This is a genomic window from Candidatus Profftella armatura (genome assembly GCF_000441555.1).
In the GTDB taxonomy this organism is placed as follows: Bacteria; Pseudomonadota; Gammaproteobacteria; order Burkholderiales; family Burkholderiaceae; genus Profftella; species Profftella armatura.
Map to the genome: position 1 here is coordinate 288,284 of NC_021885.1, position 20,257 is coordinate 308,540.

Here is a 20,257-nt window from a genome sequence, read left to right on the forward strand (position 1 = left end):
CGAAATAAAATATTAAATAATAATGTTAACTAATTTATTTGGAATTATAAAAAATTTTTTTGGTGGATGTATAATATATTTTTGAATAACTTTATTTTTTAATACAATTTTTTTAATAAAATCAGTGGTACATTTTTTTTTTACAAAAATATGTCCTCGAAATTTACCATTAATTTGAATAATTAATTTAACTTCTTCTTTTTCTTCTTCTAATGCAAGAGAATCAATTTTAGGCCAACATGCATTTAAAATATCACCTTGTTGTATTGAATATTTAAGTTCCTTCCATAAAATATGGGTAATATGCGGGGCAATTGGATTTAGTACACGTAAAAATATCGACATACCTTCATATAATAAAATGTCGTTATTAGTGTTTTTATTATTATCAAATTTAGTTTCAGAATTTATACGCTCTAAAATATTAAATATTTTCATACATCCTGATACAACAGTGTTATATTGAATACGTTTTATATCCCTATTAATTTGTTGTAAGATTTTATGAATTTTTCTGCGAAATACTTTTTGATTATTATTAAATTTAATTACTGAAAAATCATTATGAAAAATATTAAGATTAATAATATTTATTATTCTTGGAGCTAAAATATATGAAAAATTCCATACTCGATTCAAAAAACGATAAGCGCCTTCAATTCCAATATCAGACCATTCTAAATTTTTTTCCGGAGGAGCGCTAAATATTATAAATAAACGAGTAGAGTCTGCTCCATAAGTATTTATTTGAGTTTGTGGATCAATACCATTATTCTTCGATTTAGACATTTTTTCTATACCACCAATAATTACGGGTTTTTTATCTAATTTTAAAATCGCATGTATTGGTTTATTTTTTTTATCTAATGTGATCTTAACATCATCTGGATTATACCATCTTTTTTTGTTAGATGAATTTTCTATTCTATAATAGGTTTTATTTAAAATCATCCCTTGTGTTAATAATCTAATGAATGGTTCATTAAATTTAATTAATCCCAAATTATACATTAATTTAGTCCAAAACCGAGCATATAATAAATGTAATATAGCATGCTCAATTCCTCCAATATATTGATCTACTGGCATCCAATAATTTATTTTATTATCATCAATCATAAAATTTTCTAATTTTGGAGATATATATCTCATATAATACCACGAAGAATCAACAAAAGTATCCATAGTGTCAGTTTCACGAAATGCTAATTTATTACACTTTGGACAAGATACATGTAAAAATTTTTTATTTTCTTTAAGTAAATTATTCGGGACACATGTTTCTGGTAAAATTACTGGTAAATCTTTTTCTGGAACCGGAACTGATCCGCAACTATCACAATAAATTATTGGAATTGGTGTCCCCCAATAACGTTGTCTAGATATAGCCCAATCACGCAAACGAAATATATTTTTTTTATTTCCTAAACCAAGTTTAATTAAATCAGTACTAATTGCATTAGTGGCTTCCTTATGGGACATATTATTATATTTGCACGAATTAATACAGTAACAATTTTCTTTATCAATATACCAATCTTTCCAAATTTTATCTGAGTAACTTTTATTTTTAACATTTATAACTTGTTTAATTAATAAAGAATGTTTTTTTGCAAAATAAAAATCATGTTTATTATGCGCAGGCACACCTATAGCTGCTCTTCCATAAGATTTTTCTATTACATAATTAACAACAAAAACTTTAATTTCTTGATTAGTCAAAGGATGTAATACTTTTAATTGGGTTAATATACTCTTTTTTAATAAATTATTAGATTCAATATTATTGTTTTTTTTATATTCTAAAATAAATTTTTGTAATAATAAATTATTACGCGCGGCAAATATAGCTAAAGGATGTTCCGGAGAAATTACACAAAAAGTAATTCCATAAATTATATCAATACGAGTAGTAAAAATCCATAATTTTCCATTTTGTATTAATTTATTATTTTTATTAGGATCTTTTATATTATGCGGAAAAGCTAAAAAAATACCTTTTGATTTACCGATCCAATTAACTTGCATTAAACGAACTTTTTTAGGCCAATAAGGTAATTTTTTTTTAACATACTCAAGTAATTCTTCTGCATAATTAGTAATTTTTGCATAATACATTGGTATTTTTTTTTTTTCTATAATTGCATCCGATCTCCATCCTCTTCCATTAATAACTTGTTCATTAGCTAAAACAGTTTTTTCTATTGGATCCCAATTTACTATACCAGTTTTTTTATAAATGATACCTCTTTTAAACATTTTTAAAAATATCCATTGATTCCATTTATAATATTTTGGTGAACAAGTAATTATTTCGCGAGACCAATCAATCGCTAATCCAAGAGAAGAAAGTTGTTTTTTCATATAAGAGACATTGTCATATGTCCATTTAGCTGGAGAAGTATTATTTAAAATTGCAGCATTTTCTGCTGGCATCCCGAATGCATCCCATCCCATTGGCATTAATACATTATAACCATTCATTCTCATATAACGATACATTACATCATTTATAGTGTAATTACGAACATGCCCCATATGTAATTTCCCGGATGGATATGGTAGCATTGAACATGTGTAAAATTTTCCATTAGGAAATCTTGTATCATTTTCAGTGGTTTGATAAGCATTAATTTTATTCCAATAACATTGAGTTATTTTTTCTATTTCAACAAAATTATATTTTTTTTGCATAGTAATATTTGTGTTTTTAAATTAAAAATTAGTTTAAAAATTTTTTGAAAAAATTTATAAAATTTAAAAGTTTTAATTTAAAAAAAATGTTTATCTGCCATATACGAACTACGAATCATTGATCCAACTAAAACATTTTTAAATCCTAATTTATATGCTATTTTTTTAAATTTTTCAAAAAATTTTGGATGTAAATATCTGTGCACCGGTAAATGTAAGCGACTTGGCATCAAATATTGACCGATAGTTAATATATCTATATTGTGATTGCGCATATCATGTATTACCGTTAAAATTTCCTCATCATTTTCACCAAGTCCAACCATAATACCAGATTTTGTTAAAATATTTGGGTATAATTTTTTAAAATTTTTTAATAAATTTAATGAATGTTTATAATCCGATCCAGGACGAACTTTTTTATAAAGTCGGGGAACTGTTTCTATATTATGGTTTAATACATCCGGTAATGCTTGTTTAAAAATTTTTAACACGTGATTTATTTGATTACGAAAATCTGGTATTAATATTTCTATTTTAATTTTTGTAGATAATTTACGTATATGTTTTATACAAGAAACAAAATGAGAAGATCCACCATCATGTAAATCATCACGATTAACGCTAGTAATTACCACATAATTTAATTTTAATTTATTAATAGTATAAGCTATTTTTTTAGGTTCCTCAATATCTAAAGGATCCGGTCGACCATGAGAAATATTGCAAAATTTACAACGACGAGTACATATACTACCCATAATCATAAATGTTGCCACACCTCTTCCAAAACATTCCCCAATATTTGGACATGATGCTTCTTCACAAACTGTAACTAAATTATTAGCACGTAAAATATTTTTAGTTTTATTAAAATTATCTATATTTGATATTAATTTTACTCTAATCCAATTTGGTTTTTTTAATATTTCTATATTTTTATCTTTTGTTAGATTCATTTTATTATAATAAGAAGTATTTTAAAAAGTATTTTTCCTAAAGTATTTATTTAATTATATAAAAAAATTTTTAATAAATAAATGTTGAACTTTTGAAATTGTCGTATTAATTCCTAATTTTTTCATATCAACAATTACTAATCCGGGATAACCGCAAGGATTTATATTGTTAAATGGTTCTAAATCCATTGAAACATTAATAGATACTCCATGATAAACATATCCTTTAGCGGAAATTTTTAATCCTATAGAAGCAATTTTTGCACCAGAAAAAGGTCCGTTAGCAATATAAACTCCTGGTGCATTTTTTTTTCTTTTACAATTAATATTATATTGTGACATTGTAAGGATTACAGCTTCTTCAATATTTTCTACTAATTTTTTTATATATATTTTTATATTGTCACTATATCTTCTGCGTAAATCAATTAATAAATAAATTATAGCCTGACCTGGACCATGATAAGTCACTTCTCCACCTCTATCTGTTCTGATAATTGGAATATTATTTAATTTTTTAGAAATTAGAATATGAGAAAAATTAGATTTTAATCCTAATGTATATACCGGAAAATGTTCAACGAACCATAATTGATCTATTGTATAATTTGTTCTATTAGAATTAAATAATAGCATTGCATTAAAACTAACTATATATGGCTCTAACCCACGTTGAATTATTTGTAAATTAGAATAAGTACTAGAAATAGAAATAGAAAACATATTTAATAAATTATAAAGTTGTTTTTTGATATAAATTATTTTAATATATTTTTTCGGTTATTCATATAGCGCTTAAAATAGCTATTTTATTAATATAAAATATGCTATTATATTTTAAAAATTTTAATTTTTTATGGATTCCTTATGAAAACTATTGGTCAATCTTTATCTTCTTATCGAGTTATAGGAGTAAAACCGGGATTTAATTTACCCGAAGAAAATAATGTTTCCGCATTTAAGGTTATTACAGAATCTTCTTTCCCTGGTAAATGGAAGATTTTTTATTTTTATCCAAAAGATTTTACTTTTGTTTGTCCAACAGAAATTAGCGAATATAATAAATTAGTCAAAGATTTTAATGAACGTAATGCTATTTTATTAGGCGGTTCAAGTGATAATGAATTCGTTAAATTAGCATGGCGTCGTGAAAACTCAAATCTTTATAAATTAAATCATTGGCAATTTTCAGATACTAATGGTTCTTTAATTGATCAATTAGGCATTCGTCATGAAACTGGAGTTGCATTACGCGCTACTTTTATTTTTGATCCTCAAAATATAATTCAACATATTACAGTAAATAATTTAAATGTTGGTCGTAATCCAATAGAAACATTACGTATTTTAGATGCCATACAAACTGGTAAACTTTGCGCTTGTAATAGAACTTTAAATGGTAAAACTTTGTAAATAAAATATATTTTTTATATTTTTAGAGTTTATATAAAATTCATATAAAATTTATTAATTACTTATAAGTATAGTAATTTTTTATATTATATATACACACATATATTCTACTGATTTTTTTTGTTTTTCAAGAAGGTTAAACTACATTTATTTTAACTTTTGTAAAATATAGCTTTCAATATACCTGGTTTTAATTAGAAATAACCTTATTCAATTTAAAAATAGTACATATTACATATCTTTATTGAATATCGAATAAATTAAGACCAGAAGAGACGTTAATGTTAACAGATGACAAAAATATTATTGATATCCAATTTGCTTTTCAATATAAAAATAATACAGCAAATTGGATATTTAATAATATTAATCAAAAAAAATAATTAGATAAGTTACTAAAACTGTAATTCTTTAAATTGTTGATCAAAATAAAACGAAATTATTTAGAAAGAATAAAAATTTCATTGGATGTCAATAAATTAATACAAAATATTTTAAATTATTACAATATGTCACTCAAAAATACAAGATGTTCAACCATAAAAAAGTGCATATATATTTGTTGTTAATGACTAAAAAATAAAGGACAAACTCTCGTTTAATATAAGAATAAAAAATATATAAATTTCGTATAATAATAAATAACAAGGCATAAAAATCATATTTTAAACAAAATATTTAATGAATATCCCAAATATCCAGAAATTACTAGAAATCGATATGTATCTTATCAAAATATTTTTGGCAATACAACAAAAATTATATTGAATACTCATTATAAAAATAATTTTTACCAATTAAATGAAAATTTAAAATTAAATTCAATTCAAATGATAAATTTATTAATTTATAAATTTAGTTATATAAATTATTTTATTACATCATAAAGAATATTTTTAATCAATAAATTCATGAGAATATTGATCCTCATATATATTTTATTAATTTAGGAGATAAGGAACAAACACAAGATCTTTAATACAAATAGTGAAATTTAGTTCTATTCACTAGATAAGAAAAAAATTACCAAACGACGAACAATCCAAGAAGTAATTTCTAAATAACGTATAAATAACGAAATAAATACATTATAAATTAAAATGAAAAATTAGACTAAACAAATTTGTTGACAAATATATAATCTGAAATCGAGAATACATTTACAAATAAATTACGCTCTATTCTAGAGGATAAGAAAATAAGAAAAATAATTTTTATAAAAATGTAGATTTTATATCATATAGAATTTACGAAAATTTTTTAATAAAAATTTAGAATTTTATAAATTTATCAAAGTTTTAAATCATTTAGTTTTTATAAAAAATATTTTTTATTGAATTAATTTTGAAAGATCAGCTATTACATTTAATAATTTATATAATTTTTTTAATAATATTAAACGATTAGTTTTTAATAATATATCTTGAGTAATTATTTTTATTTTTTTAAAGTATATATTAGTACTATCATATAATTTTATTAATAATTTTAATATTTCAAAAAATTCACCCTTAGAATATAAAATATCTACTTCTGGTTTAATTTTATTAATAATTATATATAAATTTATTTCTTCTGGTTTTTTAAGTAATTCATATTTTATTTTTTTATTCTCAAAAAAAGAACTATCTATTTTTTTAAGTATATTATGTATACGTTTATTAATGAAAAGTATTTTTTTAGATTCCGGTAATAAAATAAATGAATGAATAGCAATAATTTTATCATGAATATTAGATATAATATCCGGTTTTTTTTCTATTATTGCTTGAATTTCATTAAATTTATAATTTTTATAATTTAATAAAGTAAATAATCTATCATAAATAAATTTTAATAATTCCTTTATTGGGTTATTAAAATTTATATTTTTTTTAAATATATTTATTGTGATATTTAATAATTCTAAAATTGATAATGGAAGATTCTTTTCAATAAGTATACGTAATATACCTATTGTGCAACGACGTAACGCAAATGGATCTTTATCACCAGTTGGTTTTAAACCAATTCCCCAAATTCCAACTAATATTTCTAATTTATCAGATAAAGCCAATATTATAGATATAATATTTTTAGGCAAAGTATCACCAGAAAAACATGGTTTATAATGTTCTTTTATAGATTTTATTATTTCTATAGATTCTCCATCATTATATGCATAATAACTACCTATAACTCCTTGTAATTCTGGAAATTCTATAACCATACTAGTTAATAGATCAGATTTTGATAAAAATGCCGCACGTTCTACAAGTTTTGAATCTTCATTAAGTAAATTTGCTATCTTTATAGATATTTTACAAATACGTAAAGTACGTTCAAATTGATTTCCTAATTTATTATGGTAAATAACATCTTTTAAAAAAGGAACTCTATCAATTAATTTTTTTTTTTTATCTTGTTCGTAAAAAAAATTAGCATCTAATAAACGAGAATGAAGTACTTGTTCATTTCCTTTGATAATAAAATATGGATTATTAGTTTCTAAATTAGAAACTATTAAAAATTTAGAACATAAATTATTATTAGAATCTTTTAATGCAAAATATTTTTGATATTTTTGCATTATTAAAATTAAACATTCTTTTGGTATAGCTAAAAATGATTTATCAAATTTACACATATAAATTATTGGCCATTCTACTAAGGCCGTTACTTCATCTAATAATATTTCTGGCATCAATATTTTATATTTTCCAGCTGCTTTCAATAATAAATTTCTAATATATTTTTTACGATATTGAAAATTTGCAATAACTTTACCATCCCTATCAAGAATATCTGAATATTGTTCGGCAAAATTAATTTTAATATTTTTTTTTGATAAAAATCGATGACCTAATGTTTGATTACCAGAATTAAGTCCGAATAAATTTATTTTTATAATATCGTCGCCATGTAATACAAGTAATTTACGTACAGGTCTTATAAAACAAAATATTTTTTGAGTATTATTTATATAATTAAAATTTTGATAATTCATTGCTATAGGTATTTGTAATTTAGATATAGCTTTTTCTAAAATTTTTTGAAGAGATATTTTTAGTAAAACACCTTTTATAATATGATTATAAAAAAAAAATTCTACTTTTTTTTCTATATTTTTTTCTAATTGATTAAATTTAATTAATTTTATTCCAATTATTTTAGATAAATTATATAATTTTTTTTTTAATAAATCAGTTGGAGATTTAGATACATTATCTAAAGCTAATGAAACTGGAAGAATTTTTTTTCGAATTATTTTGTTATTAGAAATAGAACATACATTAGTTATACTAACAGCTAATCTTCTTGGAGTAGCATAAGAAGTTGCAAAAGAATTTTTTTCTAAAAAATTATTTTTTTTTAAGATTTCATAAAGAATATTAGAAAATTCATTAGAAATTTTATTAAGTATTTTCGATGGTAATTCTTCTGTTAAAAATTCAATTAGCAATGTTTTATTCATATTTATTTTTTATTATATTTTTATAAAAATAAGAATTATAAGTTTATTAAAAATTTATTATTTCTTTAACAATGGAAAACCAAGTTTTTTGCGTGTTTTATAATAAATTTTTGCTATTTTACAAGATAAAGTACGTATTCTTTTTATATAAGAAGCTCTTTCTGTAACAGAAATAATACCTCTAGCATCTAATAAATTAAAAGTATGCGTTGCTTTTAGCAACATTTCATATGCAGGTAATATTAATAAAAGTTTTAATAATCTTTTGGTTTCGGATTCATAATTATTAAACGTTAACAATAAAAAATTAGTATTTGAATATTCAAAATTATAATATGATTGTTCAAGTTCATTTTGATAAAAGATATCTTTATAAGTTAAATGAGTATTTTTTTTTCCAAGATTATTTGTAATATTTTTTGCCCATATTAAATCAAAAACATTTTCTACTCCTTGTAAATGCACCGCCAATCGCTCAATACCATATGTAATTTCACCTAAAATAGGTTGACAATTAAGTCCACCAATTTGTTGAAAATAAGTAAGTTGAGTAATTTCCATCCCATTTAACCAAATTTCCCAACCTACCCCCCATGCTCCAAGAGTAGGATTTTTCCAATTATCTTCAACAAAACGAATATCATTTTGTTTCAAATTTAATCCAAGAGAAATTAAAGAATAAAGATAAAGATCAATTATATTTTCTGGTGCTGGTTTTAATATTACTTGATATTGATAATAATGTTGAATGCGATTGGAATTTTTTCCATAACGACTATCTTTAGGGCGTCGAGATGGTTGTATATAAGAGACATTCCATGGTTCAGGTCCAATAGCTCTTAAAAAAGTTGCTGTATGTGAAGTTCCAGCTCCAACCTCGATATCATATGGTTGCAGTAATGCGCAACCATTAGAAGCCCAATAATTTTGTAAATTTAAAATAATTTGTTGAAATGTGAGCATTTTTACATACTTTAATTAATTTTGGATTCAAAATTTTTAAAAACTATATTTTAAAAATTAATTTTTACTTATTATATAAATTATGTATAAGGAGTAAAAATTCTTTCAGCTAAAACAACATGTACTTTACGTTCATCAGCTGAAATTATAGTAAATAAAATACCATCTTGTTCAATTTTATCCCCCTTAATCGGGACTCTTCGTAAATTATTAGCAATAAAACCACCTATAGTATTTGCATTTGTATTAGGTAACATTGTTCCGAGTACTTCATTACAATGTGAAATTTCAGTTAATCCTTTAATTCTCCAACAAGGACCTCGTTCACTATCTTTAACGGGAAGTATATCATCTTTATCTTTGTTTGTATCATATTCATCCTCAATATCTCCAACAATTTGTTCAAGAACATCTTCAATTGTAATAAGACCAGATACACCACCGTATTCATCTATAACAATTGCCATATGATTATGATTAGAACGAAAATCACGTAATAATACATTTAAACGTTTTGTTTCTGGAATAAAAATAGCTGGACGTATTGTTTTTCTTAAATCAAATGATTCATTAGCATAATAGCGTAATAAATCTTTTGCCAATAATATACCAATAACTTTATCTAGATCATTTTCAATTACTGGAAAACGTGAATGAGCAGTATTAAGAACATTTTGAATCCAACTCTTAATTGGTTTATTGATATTAATAATATCCATTTGTGATCGAGGTATCATGATTTTACGAACCGATAGATCTAATACTTTAAAAACACCTTTAATCATCGATAATGTATCAAAATCAATTAAATTACGAACATAAGCATCTTGTAATACATTAAGTAATTCTGTACGATTTTCTGGTTCGGAAGATATAAAAGATGTTAATCGTTCAAATAATGAGCGATTAGATTTATTAAAATTAGAATTATTTAAAAATTCTTGCATATTGATTTAAATTAAAAAATGGATTTTATATAAAAATAGAAAAATTATTTTTTTATAGAATTAGTGATTATTGTATGGATTCGATATATTTAATATTTTTAATAACCTAATTTCATTTTTTTTCATTTTATTTGCTTCAATAGTTGTTTTATGACAATAACCCTGAGCGTGCAATATTCCATGTATAATTAAATGAGCCACATGTTCTTCAATTATTTTTTTATATTTTTTTACTTCAAATTGAAGCACATCCACACAAAGCACAATATCTGCGTGTATTGGTTTATTTTTTTTTGAATATACAAAAGTTAATATATTTGTAGCATATTTTTTTTTTCGATAATTATAATTTAATTTTTGTCCTTCAATAATATCAACAAATCTAATAGTTAATATAGCTGAAGAACATAAAGCCACTTTTACCCAATATTTAAGTAATGCATATGGAAAAAATTTTTTTAGACGAGAATCTTCATATTGTACAAATAATAATAATGATTTTTTATGGTTACTTAATAACATAATTTAAATTAAAGTTTTATAAATTTATATAATTTTTGCTTTTAATGAATTTGAGCAAATTTTTAAAATTTTAACATCAATTAATTTACCAATTAAATTAAGATTATTTGATCCGATATTAAAATTCACAATACGATTGTTTTCAGTTCGACCTTGCATTTCAAAAATATTTTTTTTAGATCTAGATTCGACTAAAATTTTTTGTGTACTACCAATCATTTTAAAATTAATTTTATTTACATTTTTTTTTATTATTTCTTGTAAATATTTTAAACGTTTTAATTTTATTTCATGAGATACATTATCTATTAAATTTGCAGCTGGAGTTCCTGGTCTTGGACTAAAAATAAAACTAAAACTTTTATCATATCCGATATTTTTTACTAATTTAATTAATTCATTAAAATCTTCATCAGTTTCCCCTGGAAACCCAACAATAAAATCGCTAGAAATAGAAATATCTGGTCGTATTTCACGTAAATTTTTTAATATTAATTTATATTCATTAATAGTATAACCTCTTTTCATTTTTGATAAAATTCTATCTGAACCATGTTGTGCTGGTAAATATAAATGATTAACTAATTTTGATGTTTTGGAGTAAGTATCGATTAAACGTTGAGTAAATTCTTTTGGATGACTAGTAATAAAACGAATACGTTTTATATCAGAAATATTTGCAATATATTCAATTAATAAAGGAAAATCTATGATTTGAGTAAATCCATTATTATCAATTATTGTATCTTTATAAGCATTTACATTTTGCCCAAGTAATGTAATTTCTTTTACTCCCTGTGAAATAAGTTCATATATTTCGTTTATTATACTATTAAATTTTCTAGAAACTTCTTCGCCTCTAGTGTAAGGAATTATACAATAACTACAGTATTTGCTGCAACCTTCTATAATAGATACAAAAGCAGTAATTCCATTAATTTTAGCTGGAGGCATATAGTCAAATTTTTCAATTTCTGGAAAATTAATATCAATTTGTGTTTTACCACTAATTTTACGTTTATAGATCATTTGAGGTAATCTATGTAAAGTTTTTGGTCCAAATATTATATCAACATATGGTGCTCTTTTTAAAATAGCTTGACCTTCTTGCGATGCAACACATCCACCAACACCAATCAATAAATTAGGTTTTTTTAATTTCAGTTTATATAATCTACCTAAGTTAGAAAAAATTTTTTCTTGAGCTTTAATACGTACAGAGCATGTATTAAGCAAAATAATGTCAGCTTCTTCTGGATCATTAGTTTTAATAATATTATTCGAATAGTTTAATATGTCAAAAATTTTATTTGAATCATATTCATTCATTTGACATCCAAAAGTTTTAATAAATAATTTTTTTTGCATAATACTTTTATAAATTTATTTTTATAGTAATTTTTTTCGATATTTTATATGAAATTATACGAATAATAAAATAACAAAATATAATAAAAATAATATTATTTTTATTAAATTTTATATATTTAATTTTTATTAAATAAATAAATAATTTTAAAATTTATTTTCATATTTTCTATTTTCACAAAAATCTTTTACAAATTTTTCAAAAATATTATTATTGATAGATAATCTAATTTTTCTCATTAATTGAAAATAATAATATAAATTATGAATAGTATTTAATCGAGATCCTAATATTTCCCCTTTTCTATGCAAGTAATGTAGATAGGATCGTGAAAAATTTTTACAAGTATAACAATTACAACTATAATCCAACGGATTTTTATCAAATTTATATCGAGCATTTTTAATTTTAATATTACCAAAATTAGTAAATAATAAACCATTTCTTGCATTACGCGTTGGTATTATACAATCAAACATATCAATACCATTTGAAACCGCCATTATTATATCCTCAGGAGTTCCGGCGCCCATAAGATAATGCGGTTTATCAATTGGTAATTTTGGTCCAATATATTGTAATATTTTTATCATTTTTTTTTTGGGTTCCCCAACTGATAAGCCCCCTATAGCAAAACCATCAAAACCAATTTCTTTTAGTTTTTCTAGGGATTCATCTCGTAAATTTTTAAACATACCTCCTTGTACTATACAAAATAAAGAATTTTTATTATTTATTTTATAAAATTCTTCTTTAGACCTTTGCGCCCAACGCAATGACATTTTCATTGAATTTTCTACTTCATTTTCACTAAGAATGCGATTATAAATTTTATATGGCGTGCATTCATCAAGTTGCATTACAATATCGGAATTTAATATTTTTTGAATTTTCATAGATATTTCTGGTGATAGAAATAATTTATCCCCATTAATTGGAGAAAAAAAATAAATTCCTTTTTCAGTTATTTTATTTCTTTTACTTAAAGAAAAAACTTGAAACCCACCAGAGTCAGTAAGAATCAACCTATTCCAATTTATAAATTTATGTAAACCACCAAATTTAGAGATTACATCCAATCCAGGACGCATCCATAAATGAAAAGAATTATTCAATATAATATTATATTTCATTTCTATAAGTTCCAATGGAGATATTGCTTTGACTGATCCATAAGTACCTACAGGCATAAAAATTGGTGTTTTTACAAAAAAATTATTTAATTTAATAATACCACTTCGTGCGTTTCCACTTGTTGTTAATATTTTAAAATTTAACATAAAATTTATACTTTAAAAAATATTTTATATATCCTGTATATTAATATGCAATATTCGAAAAATTACGATATTGTAAAGTAATTTAATTCAGTAAAAAAATTAAGAATAAAATATAAATTTTAATTTTCAATATTCATATTATGTATAAAATATTATTAAATAAATTTATCATATAATCTTTTAAATAATTAAATATTTTTTATTGATCTTGTTGATAAAAAATTATTTTTTAAAATTTTATATATAAATTATAAAAACAGAATAACAAATTGTAAAAGAATATTTTTAAAATATTTTTAATAATTAATGAAATTTTATTCAATATAAAATTTTTATAAAATAAAATTGTATAAATTAAAATAAATATATTAAACTGTGTTCCATCTATAAATTTTTTGCTATATAAAGGAGAACATTAAATGGCGCGAATTTGTCAAATAACAAAAAAAAAACCAATAGTCGGTAATAATGTTTCTCATGCAAATAATAAAACCAAACGAAGATTTTTACCTAATTTACATAATCATCGTATTTTTATTGATTCTGAAAATCGTTGGATTTCTCTTCGTATTTCAAATTCTGGTTTGCGAATTATTAACAAAATTGGTATACATGCAGTTTTATCTAATATGAAAAAAAATAATAAAAAATAATATTATAAACATTATAAAATAAAAGGAAAAAATTATTTACAATGGCTAAATCAGGACGCGATAAAATTAAATTACAATCTACTGCTGGTACTGGACATTTTTATACAACAACTAAAAATAAACGTTCTACATTAAAAAAAATTAAAATAATGAAATTTGATCCAAAAATAAGAAAACATGTTTTTTATAAAGAAAAAAAAATAAAGTAATTAAATTTTTAATATTTTGAAAATAAAATGCCATTTTTAATGGCATTATTAATATTTAATTTTTAAAAATATATTTTAATTATTAGAATTCTTAAATTTTAATAACTGTTCTTGTAATTTATGTAAAATAGTAGAAAGATTATTAATTCGTTCTTGTTCTTTTACTATTATTTTTTTTGGAGCTTTTTTTATAAAAAATTCATTATTAATATTTTTTTGTGCTCTATTAATTATAATACTAATTTTATTAATTTCTTTAGAAATACGTTCTTTTTCTTCTATAATATTTATTTTTGCAATTAGCATAAATTTAATATTATCAAAAATAATAACAGGAGATATTGAGTTAACAGGTAAGGCATTAACTACTTTTATATTTGATAATTTTGCTAATTCCTGAAGATATGGAAAAAATGATATTAAATAATTATCATTATTTTTTGATTCTATATATAATGGTATACGGGATGCAGGAGATAATTTCATTTCTCCTCTTAAATTTCTGCATGCATTAACATATATCTTTAATTGTTTTATCCATTTTTCAGATTTTTTATCTATCTTATTTAAATTAATTGTTGGATAATTTTGAACCATAATTGATTTTTTTTTTTCATTAATTTTTCCATTTTTTAATGGAAAAATTTTTTGCCATAAATCCTCAGTTATAAATGGAATAATTGGATGAGCTAAACGTAATAAAGTTTCCAGTACATATAATAAGGTATTACAAGTATTTAATTTGCAATATTTATCATTACTTTTTAATTGAATTTTAGCGATTTCTAAATACCAATCACAATATTCATGCCATATAAATTTATAAATAGCTGATGCAATATTATCAAAACGATAATTAGAAAACTCTTTTCTAATCTTTAAATTTGTTTTTTGTAATAAAGAAATAATCCAACGATCAGCTTTTAATAATTTTATTTTTTTATTATTAATATTTTTATATTCAATAGAATTATAATTGCAAGATAAAACATTAATTTGTACAAAACGAGCAGCATTCCATAATTTATTACAAAAATTACGATAACCTTGACAGCGTTTTAAATCGAAATTAATATTACGTCCTAATGTTGATAAAGAAATAAATGTAAAACGTAGTGCATCAGCCCCAAATGCAGATATTCCATTTGGAAATTCTTTTTTTGTTATTTTTGTTATATCATTTATTTTTTTTAAATCTTCTAATGCATAAACACGTTTCTCAATTAAATCTTTTAGTTTAATGCCATTTATTACATCCATTGGATCTAGTATATTATTTTTTGATTTAGACATTTTTTTACCATGACTATCTCGTACAAGACCATGTATATAAACTTTTTTAAATGGAATTTTCCCTGTAAAATGAGTAGTCATCATAATCATTCTTATAACCCAAAAAAATAAAATATCAAATCCTGTAATTAAAATAGAATATGGAATATAAAATTTATATTCTTGTGTTTTTTTTTTAGGCCATCCTAATATCGAAAAAGGCAAAATAGAAGAAGAAAACCAAGTATCTAGTACATCTTCGTCTCTATATATTTTTTTTTTACCAGCTTGAATTTGTGCATCAAATTCATTACGAGCTACATAAATTTTTCCATCTTCATCATACCATACTGGAATTTGATGCCCCCACCATAATTGACGAGATATACACCAATCTTCAATATTATTTAACCATTTTTTATAAATATTATTCCAATCTTTAGGAATTAATTTTATTTCATTATTTTTAATTTTTTCTAAAGCTACTTCTGCAATTGATTTCCCAGAAAAATATGTTTCTTTTGGGGTAGGTTTATTGACAGCAATAAACCATTGATTTGTTAACATAGGTTCAATTATTGATCCCGTACGATCTCCTCTAGGTATTAATATTTTATGAGCTTTAATTTGTTCTAATAAACCCATATTATTAAGATCATTAATAATTTTTTTACGAGCAATAAATCGATCTAATTTATGATATACAATAGGTATAATATCCTTTTCTATTATTTTAGCATCTGATGTAAATATATTAATTTGTGGTAAATTATGTTTTTTTCCTATTATATAATCTATAAAATCATGCGCAGGTGTAATTTTCATACAACCTGTCCCGAATGTTTTATCAATATATTCATTTTCTTCAATAATAGGAATATAACGATTACATAATGGTAATTTTAGTAATTTACCGATTAAATGAGTATAACGTTTATCGTTTTTTGATACCGCCACTGCAGTATCCCCTATAATTGTTTCTGGTCGAGTAGTAGCAACTGTAATAAAATCACTGTTGTCAGCTAATGGATAACGAATATACCATATAAAACCATCTTCTTCTTTTGATACAACCTCTAAATCAGATATTGCGGTATTTAATTTTGGATCCCAATTAACTATGCGTTTACCACGATAAATTAAACCTTGTTCAAATAATTTTACAAAAACTTCTGTAACAACACTAGATATGTTTTCATTCATTGTAAAATATTCTTTACTCCAATCAATTGATATTCCTAATTGTCGCATTTGATTAGATATATTAAAACTAGATTTTTTTTTCCATTCCAATATTTTTTCAATATATTTTTTTCTACCAATATCTTGTCTTGTTATTTTTTTTATATCAAGTTCACGCTCAATTATCATTTGAGTAGCAATACCTGCATGATCAAATCCAGGAATCCATATTGTATTAAATTTACGCATTCTATGATAACGAACTAAGCTATCTGTAATAGTTTGATTAAATGCATGCCCCATATGCAAAATACCAGTAATATTTGGGGGTGGAAGTTGTAAAACAAAAAAAGGGTTTTTTGAATTTATGACTTGGGTAAAATATCCTCGTTTTTCCCATTCTTTTTTCCAAAAATTTTCAATTTTATTTGATTCAAAAGACTTTATTAATTCCATATATCTTTTTATAAAAATTAATTTTTATTTTTTAATAACAATAGAACTTAAAAAATTTAAATCTACAAATATTTTTTATAAAATAATATTTGTAGATTTAACATTTTTAAATAATTTAAAGAATATAAATTTAAATATAATTTTTTTTGAAATTTTTAAATACAAAATTCCAATTAATTATATCTAAAAAATTTTCTATATATCTCAAGCGATTATTTCGATAATCAATATAGTAAGCATGCTCCCAAACATCCATTGTTAATAACGGAATATCAGAAGTATTTAAAGGTGTAATAGCATTTGATGTATTAATAATTTCAAGTAAATTATTATTTTTTTTTACAAGCCAAACCCATCCAGAACCAAAATTCTTCATTCCAAATTCTATAAAATTTTCTTTAAATTTTTTTAAAGATCCCCACTTATTTTTAAGTGCAATAATTAATTGATTATCAATTTTTATATTACTTTCTGGGGACATGCATTTCCAATAAAATGAATGATTCCAAACTTGTGCTGCATTATTAAAAATAGAACCAGAAGAACTTTTAACAATTTCTTCAATGGACATATTTTCAAAATTTGTATTTTTAATTAATTTATTCAAATTATTTAAATAATTTTTATGATGTTTATTATAATGAAATTCTAATGTTTCTTGTGATATTTTTGGAGAAAGTGCATCGAATTTGTATGGCAATTTTGATAGACTATGTATCATAATGTATTTCCTTTTTATTTTAAAAATTAATTATCTATATAATAATAGTTCATATTATAATATATATCTATTTTTTAAAAAATAATCATAATTAAATTTTAAATTTAAATTATAATATAATATATAAAACAAATTAAAAACTTAAAAATAATTTATTGAATAATTTTAAAAAATATGCGTCTTATTATTTTAGGTGCACCTGGATCAGGAAAGGGCACACAAGCAATGTTTATTAAAAAAAAATTTCATATTCCTCAAATTTCCACAGGTGAAATATTAAGAGATGTTATAAGATCGAACAATAAAAATAATTTTAAAAATAAAATTTATAACGATATAAAAAAGGGTAATTTAATTTCAGATAATATTATTATTGATTTAGTCATAAATCGTTTGAAATGTTCAGATTGTATTAATGGGTATTTATTAGATGGTTTTCCTAGAACTTTATCACAAGCTCATGCCATGAAAGAAGCGGGTATTATTATTGATAATATATTAGAAATTTATGTTTCTGATTCGGAAATTATCGAGAGAATAATTGGTCGTCGTATACATGCTTCTTCTGGACGTATTTATCATAATAAATTTAATCCACCTAAAATTCATGGAAGAGATAATATTACTGGCGAATTACTTGTTCAACGTGATGATGATACAATTGAAGTAATTAAAAATCGTTTATCTATTTATCATAAACAAAAAAAAATTTTATTAGATTATTATAAAAATTTAGAAACTTTTAAAATTTTTGGTTTTCCAAGGTATCATAGAATAAATGGTTCTTTTTCAATAGATCAAGTACGCAACAATATTTTTTCTATATTAATAAAAAATTAAACTAATATAATCTATGATTAGATCATATCAAGTATAATAATATAAAAATTTATATGAAATTTTCAATTTTAATTATTAATTCTGTTGAAAAACTTTTAAATAAAATTCTTAAATTCACCTGTTCTCCAAATAAATTACTATCTAATTATTTTCGTAAATATAAAAAATTAGGAATTTTTGAAAGAAATATTATTTCTAAAGCTGTTTATAACTTATTATATAATAAATCTATATATTTTTATTTTATTCATAATGAATTTGGTAATAAAACTGTATCATTACGTAATTTAACTTTATTTTGTTTAAAAGATTTGGTTAATATTTCTTGTATTGAGGGATTATCTAAAAAAGAATTTTATTTCTTTAATAAAAAAATTGATTTTAATTTAGCTCCACCGTTAATAAAAAGTAATTTCCCAGAATGGTTATTTACTAAATTAGTAGACCAATATGGAGAATCAGAAACCTTAGAGTTGTCTAAAAAAATAAATCAATCAGCTTCCTTAGATTTAAGGGTTAACTTATTAAAATCAAAAAGAGAAATAATTATTAAAAAATTATTAGATTTTTCTATTTTTTGCAACCCTACTCCTTATGCACCATTTGGTTTAAGAATAACAAAAAAAGTTTCTCTAAAAAAAATATATCTCTTTACAAAAGGTATCATTGAAATTCAAGATGAGAGCAGTCAGTTACTTACTCATATTATTGAAGTAAAACGAGGAGAATTAATAGTTGATTTTTGTGCTGGGTCTGGAGGAAAAACACTTGCTATTGGTTCTTTAATAAGAAATACTGGATATATATATTCACTTGATATATCTAAAAAAAAAATAGAAGAATTAAAAAAAAGAGTCATTCGTAGCGGATTATCTAACGTATATCCTATTGTAATTAAAAATGAAAATGACATTAAAATTAAATTTTTAGAAAACAAAGCTAATAGAGTTTTAGTTGATGCTCCATGTAGCGGATTAGGTACACTACGTCGTAATCCTGATATCAAATGGTATCAAAAACCTTTTTTTATAGATAAGATAAATAATACACAAATTAATATTTTAAATAATGCATCTAAGTTGGTAAAAATAAAAGGATATTTAATTTATTCTACATGTAGTATCTTAAAAGAAGAAAATGAAGATATTGTAGATAAATTTATGGCAATTAATAAAAATTTTTGTTTAATACCGATTAAAAATATATTAAAAAGACAAAAAATAAAATTATTAATTAATGATAACTACTATTTTAAGTTATTAACTAATATTCATAATACTGATTGTTTTTTTGCTGCAATTATGAAACGTATTAAATGAAACA

The 20,257-nt window shown here is 22.6% G+C and carries 16 protein-coding genes; 5 read left to right on the forward strand and 11 right to left on the reverse strand.

The window, feature by feature from the left end; genetic code table 11:
• Nucleotides 1–12: 12 nt before the first annotated feature.
• The 3 genes from leuS to lipB all read right to left on the reverse strand — a co-directional run bounded on the left by leuS (nt 13) and on the right by lipB (nt 4,376).
• On the reverse strand, nt 13–2,694 hold the full coding sequence (gene leuS, locus SSDC_RS01180) for a leucine--tRNA ligase (RefSeq protein ID WP_020915493.1): 2,682 nt from the start codon (nt 2,692–2,694) through the stop codon (nt 13–15).
• Between the two features lie 77 nt (nt 2,695–2,771).
• Nucleotides 2,772–3,653 carry a lipoyl synthase gene (lipA, locus tag SSDC_RS01185; protein WP_020915494.1) on the reverse strand — a complete coding sequence of 294 codons (882 nt, stop codon included), beginning with the start codon at nt 3,651–3,653 and terminating at the stop codon, nt 2,772–2,774.
• Between the two features lie 54 nt (nt 3,654–3,707).
• Nucleotides 3,708–4,376, reverse strand: a complete 669-nt coding sequence (gene lipB, locus SSDC_RS01190; protein WP_020915495.1) for a lipoyl(octanoyl) transferase LipB — start codon at nt 4,374–4,376, stop codon at nt 3,708–3,710.
• Between the two features lie 144 nt (nt 4,377–4,520).
• Between lipB and SSDC_RS01195 the strand changes: the two genes are divergently transcribed.
• The gene (locus SSDC_RS01195; RefSeq protein ID WP_020915496.1) at nt 4,521–5,066 is read left to right on the forward strand and encodes a peroxiredoxin; all 546 of its coding nucleotides are present in this window, start codon (nt 4,521–4,523) and stop codon (nt 5,064–5,066) included.
• A gap of 1,330 nt (nt 5,067–6,396) precedes the next feature.
• Here the strand turns inward: SSDC_RS01195 and glyS are convergent.
• From glyS to tgt, 6 genes are all read right to left on the reverse strand, one after another.
• Nucleotides 6,397–8,520, reverse strand: coding sequence for a glycine--tRNA ligase subunit beta (glyS, locus tag SSDC_RS01200; RefSeq protein ID WP_020915499.1), 2,124 nt, complete (start codon nt 8,518–8,520; stop codon nt 6,397–6,399).
• Between the two features lie 57 nt (nt 8,521–8,577).
• Nucleotides 8,578–9,483, reverse strand: coding sequence for a glycine--tRNA ligase subunit alpha (glyQ, locus tag SSDC_RS01205; RefSeq protein ID WP_020915500.1), 906 nt, complete (start codon nt 9,481–9,483; stop codon nt 8,578–8,580).
• Between the two features lie 80 nt (nt 9,484–9,563).
• Complete coding sequence (locus SSDC_RS01210; protein WP_020915501.1) at nt 9,564–10,430, reverse strand: HlyC/CorC family transporter; 867 nt, start codon at nt 10,428–10,430, stop codon at nt 9,564–9,566.
• 60 nt (nt 10,431–10,490) lie between these two features.
• Nucleotides 10,491–10,952 carry an rRNA maturation RNase YbeY gene (gene ybeY / locus SSDC_RS01215; protein ID WP_020915502.1) on the reverse strand — a complete coding sequence of 154 codons (462 nt, stop codon included), beginning with the start codon at nt 10,950–10,952 and terminating at the stop codon, nt 10,491–10,493.
• 24 nt (nt 10,953–10,976) lie between these two features.
• Entirely contained in the window at nt 10,977–12,320 is a 1,344-nt protein-coding gene (gene miaB, locus SSDC_RS01220) for a tRNA (N6-isopentenyl adenosine(37)-C2)-methylthiotransferase MiaB (RefSeq protein ID WP_020915503.1), read from the reverse strand.
• A gap of 147 nt (nt 12,321–12,467) precedes the next feature.
• Nucleotides 12,468–13,601 carry a tRNA guanosine(34) transglycosylase Tgt gene (gene tgt, locus SSDC_RS01225; protein ID WP_020915504.1) on the reverse strand — a complete coding sequence of 378 codons (1,134 nt, stop codon included), beginning with the start codon at nt 13,599–13,601 and terminating at the stop codon, nt 12,468–12,470.
• Nucleotides 13,602–14,020: 419 nt separating this feature from the next.
• Here tgt and rpmB point away from each other — a divergent pair, with 419 nt between their 5' ends.
• The gene (gene rpmB, locus SSDC_RS01230; protein WP_020915505.1) at nt 14,021–14,254 is read left to right on the forward strand and encodes a 50S ribosomal protein L28; all 234 of its coding nucleotides are present in this window, start codon (nt 14,021–14,023) and stop codon (nt 14,252–14,254) included.
• Nucleotides 14,255–14,295: 41 nt separating this feature from the next.
• On the forward strand, nt 14,296–14,463 hold the full coding sequence (gene rpmG, locus SSDC_RS01235; RefSeq protein WP_020915506.1) for a 50S ribosomal protein L33: 168 nt from the start codon (nt 14,296–14,298) through the stop codon (nt 14,461–14,463).
• A 75-nt stretch (nt 14,464–14,538) separates the two neighbouring features.
• Here rpmG and SSDC_RS01240 read toward each other — a convergent pair whose 3' ends face one another.
• Nucleotides 14,539–17,373: a valine--tRNA ligase gene (locus SSDC_RS01240; protein WP_020915507.1), complete on the reverse strand. Its 2,835-nt coding sequence runs from the start codon at nt 17,371–17,373 to the stop codon at nt 14,539–14,541.
• A 130-nt stretch (nt 17,374–17,503) separates the two neighbouring features.
• Complete coding sequence (locus SSDC_RS01245) at nt 17,504–18,094, reverse strand: superoxide dismutase (RefSeq protein ID WP_020915508.1); 591 nt, start codon at nt 18,092–18,094, stop codon at nt 17,504–17,506.
• A 174-nt stretch (nt 18,095–18,268) separates the two neighbouring features.
• Between SSDC_RS01245 and adk the strand changes: the two genes are divergently transcribed.
• Both adk and SSDC_RS01255 read left to right on the forward strand, forming a co-directional pair.
• Nucleotides 18,269–18,934, forward strand: coding sequence for an adenylate kinase (adk, locus tag SSDC_RS01250; protein WP_020915509.1), 666 nt, complete (start codon nt 18,269–18,271; stop codon nt 18,932–18,934).
• 53 nt (nt 18,935–18,987) lie between these two features.
• The gene (locus SSDC_RS01255) at nt 18,988–20,253 is read left to right on the forward strand and encodes an RsmB/NOP family class I SAM-dependent RNA methyltransferase (RefSeq protein ID WP_020915510.1); all 1,266 of its coding nucleotides are present in this window, start codon (nt 18,988–18,990) and stop codon (nt 20,251–20,253) included.
• Nucleotides 20,254–20,257 lie beyond the last annotated feature (4 nt).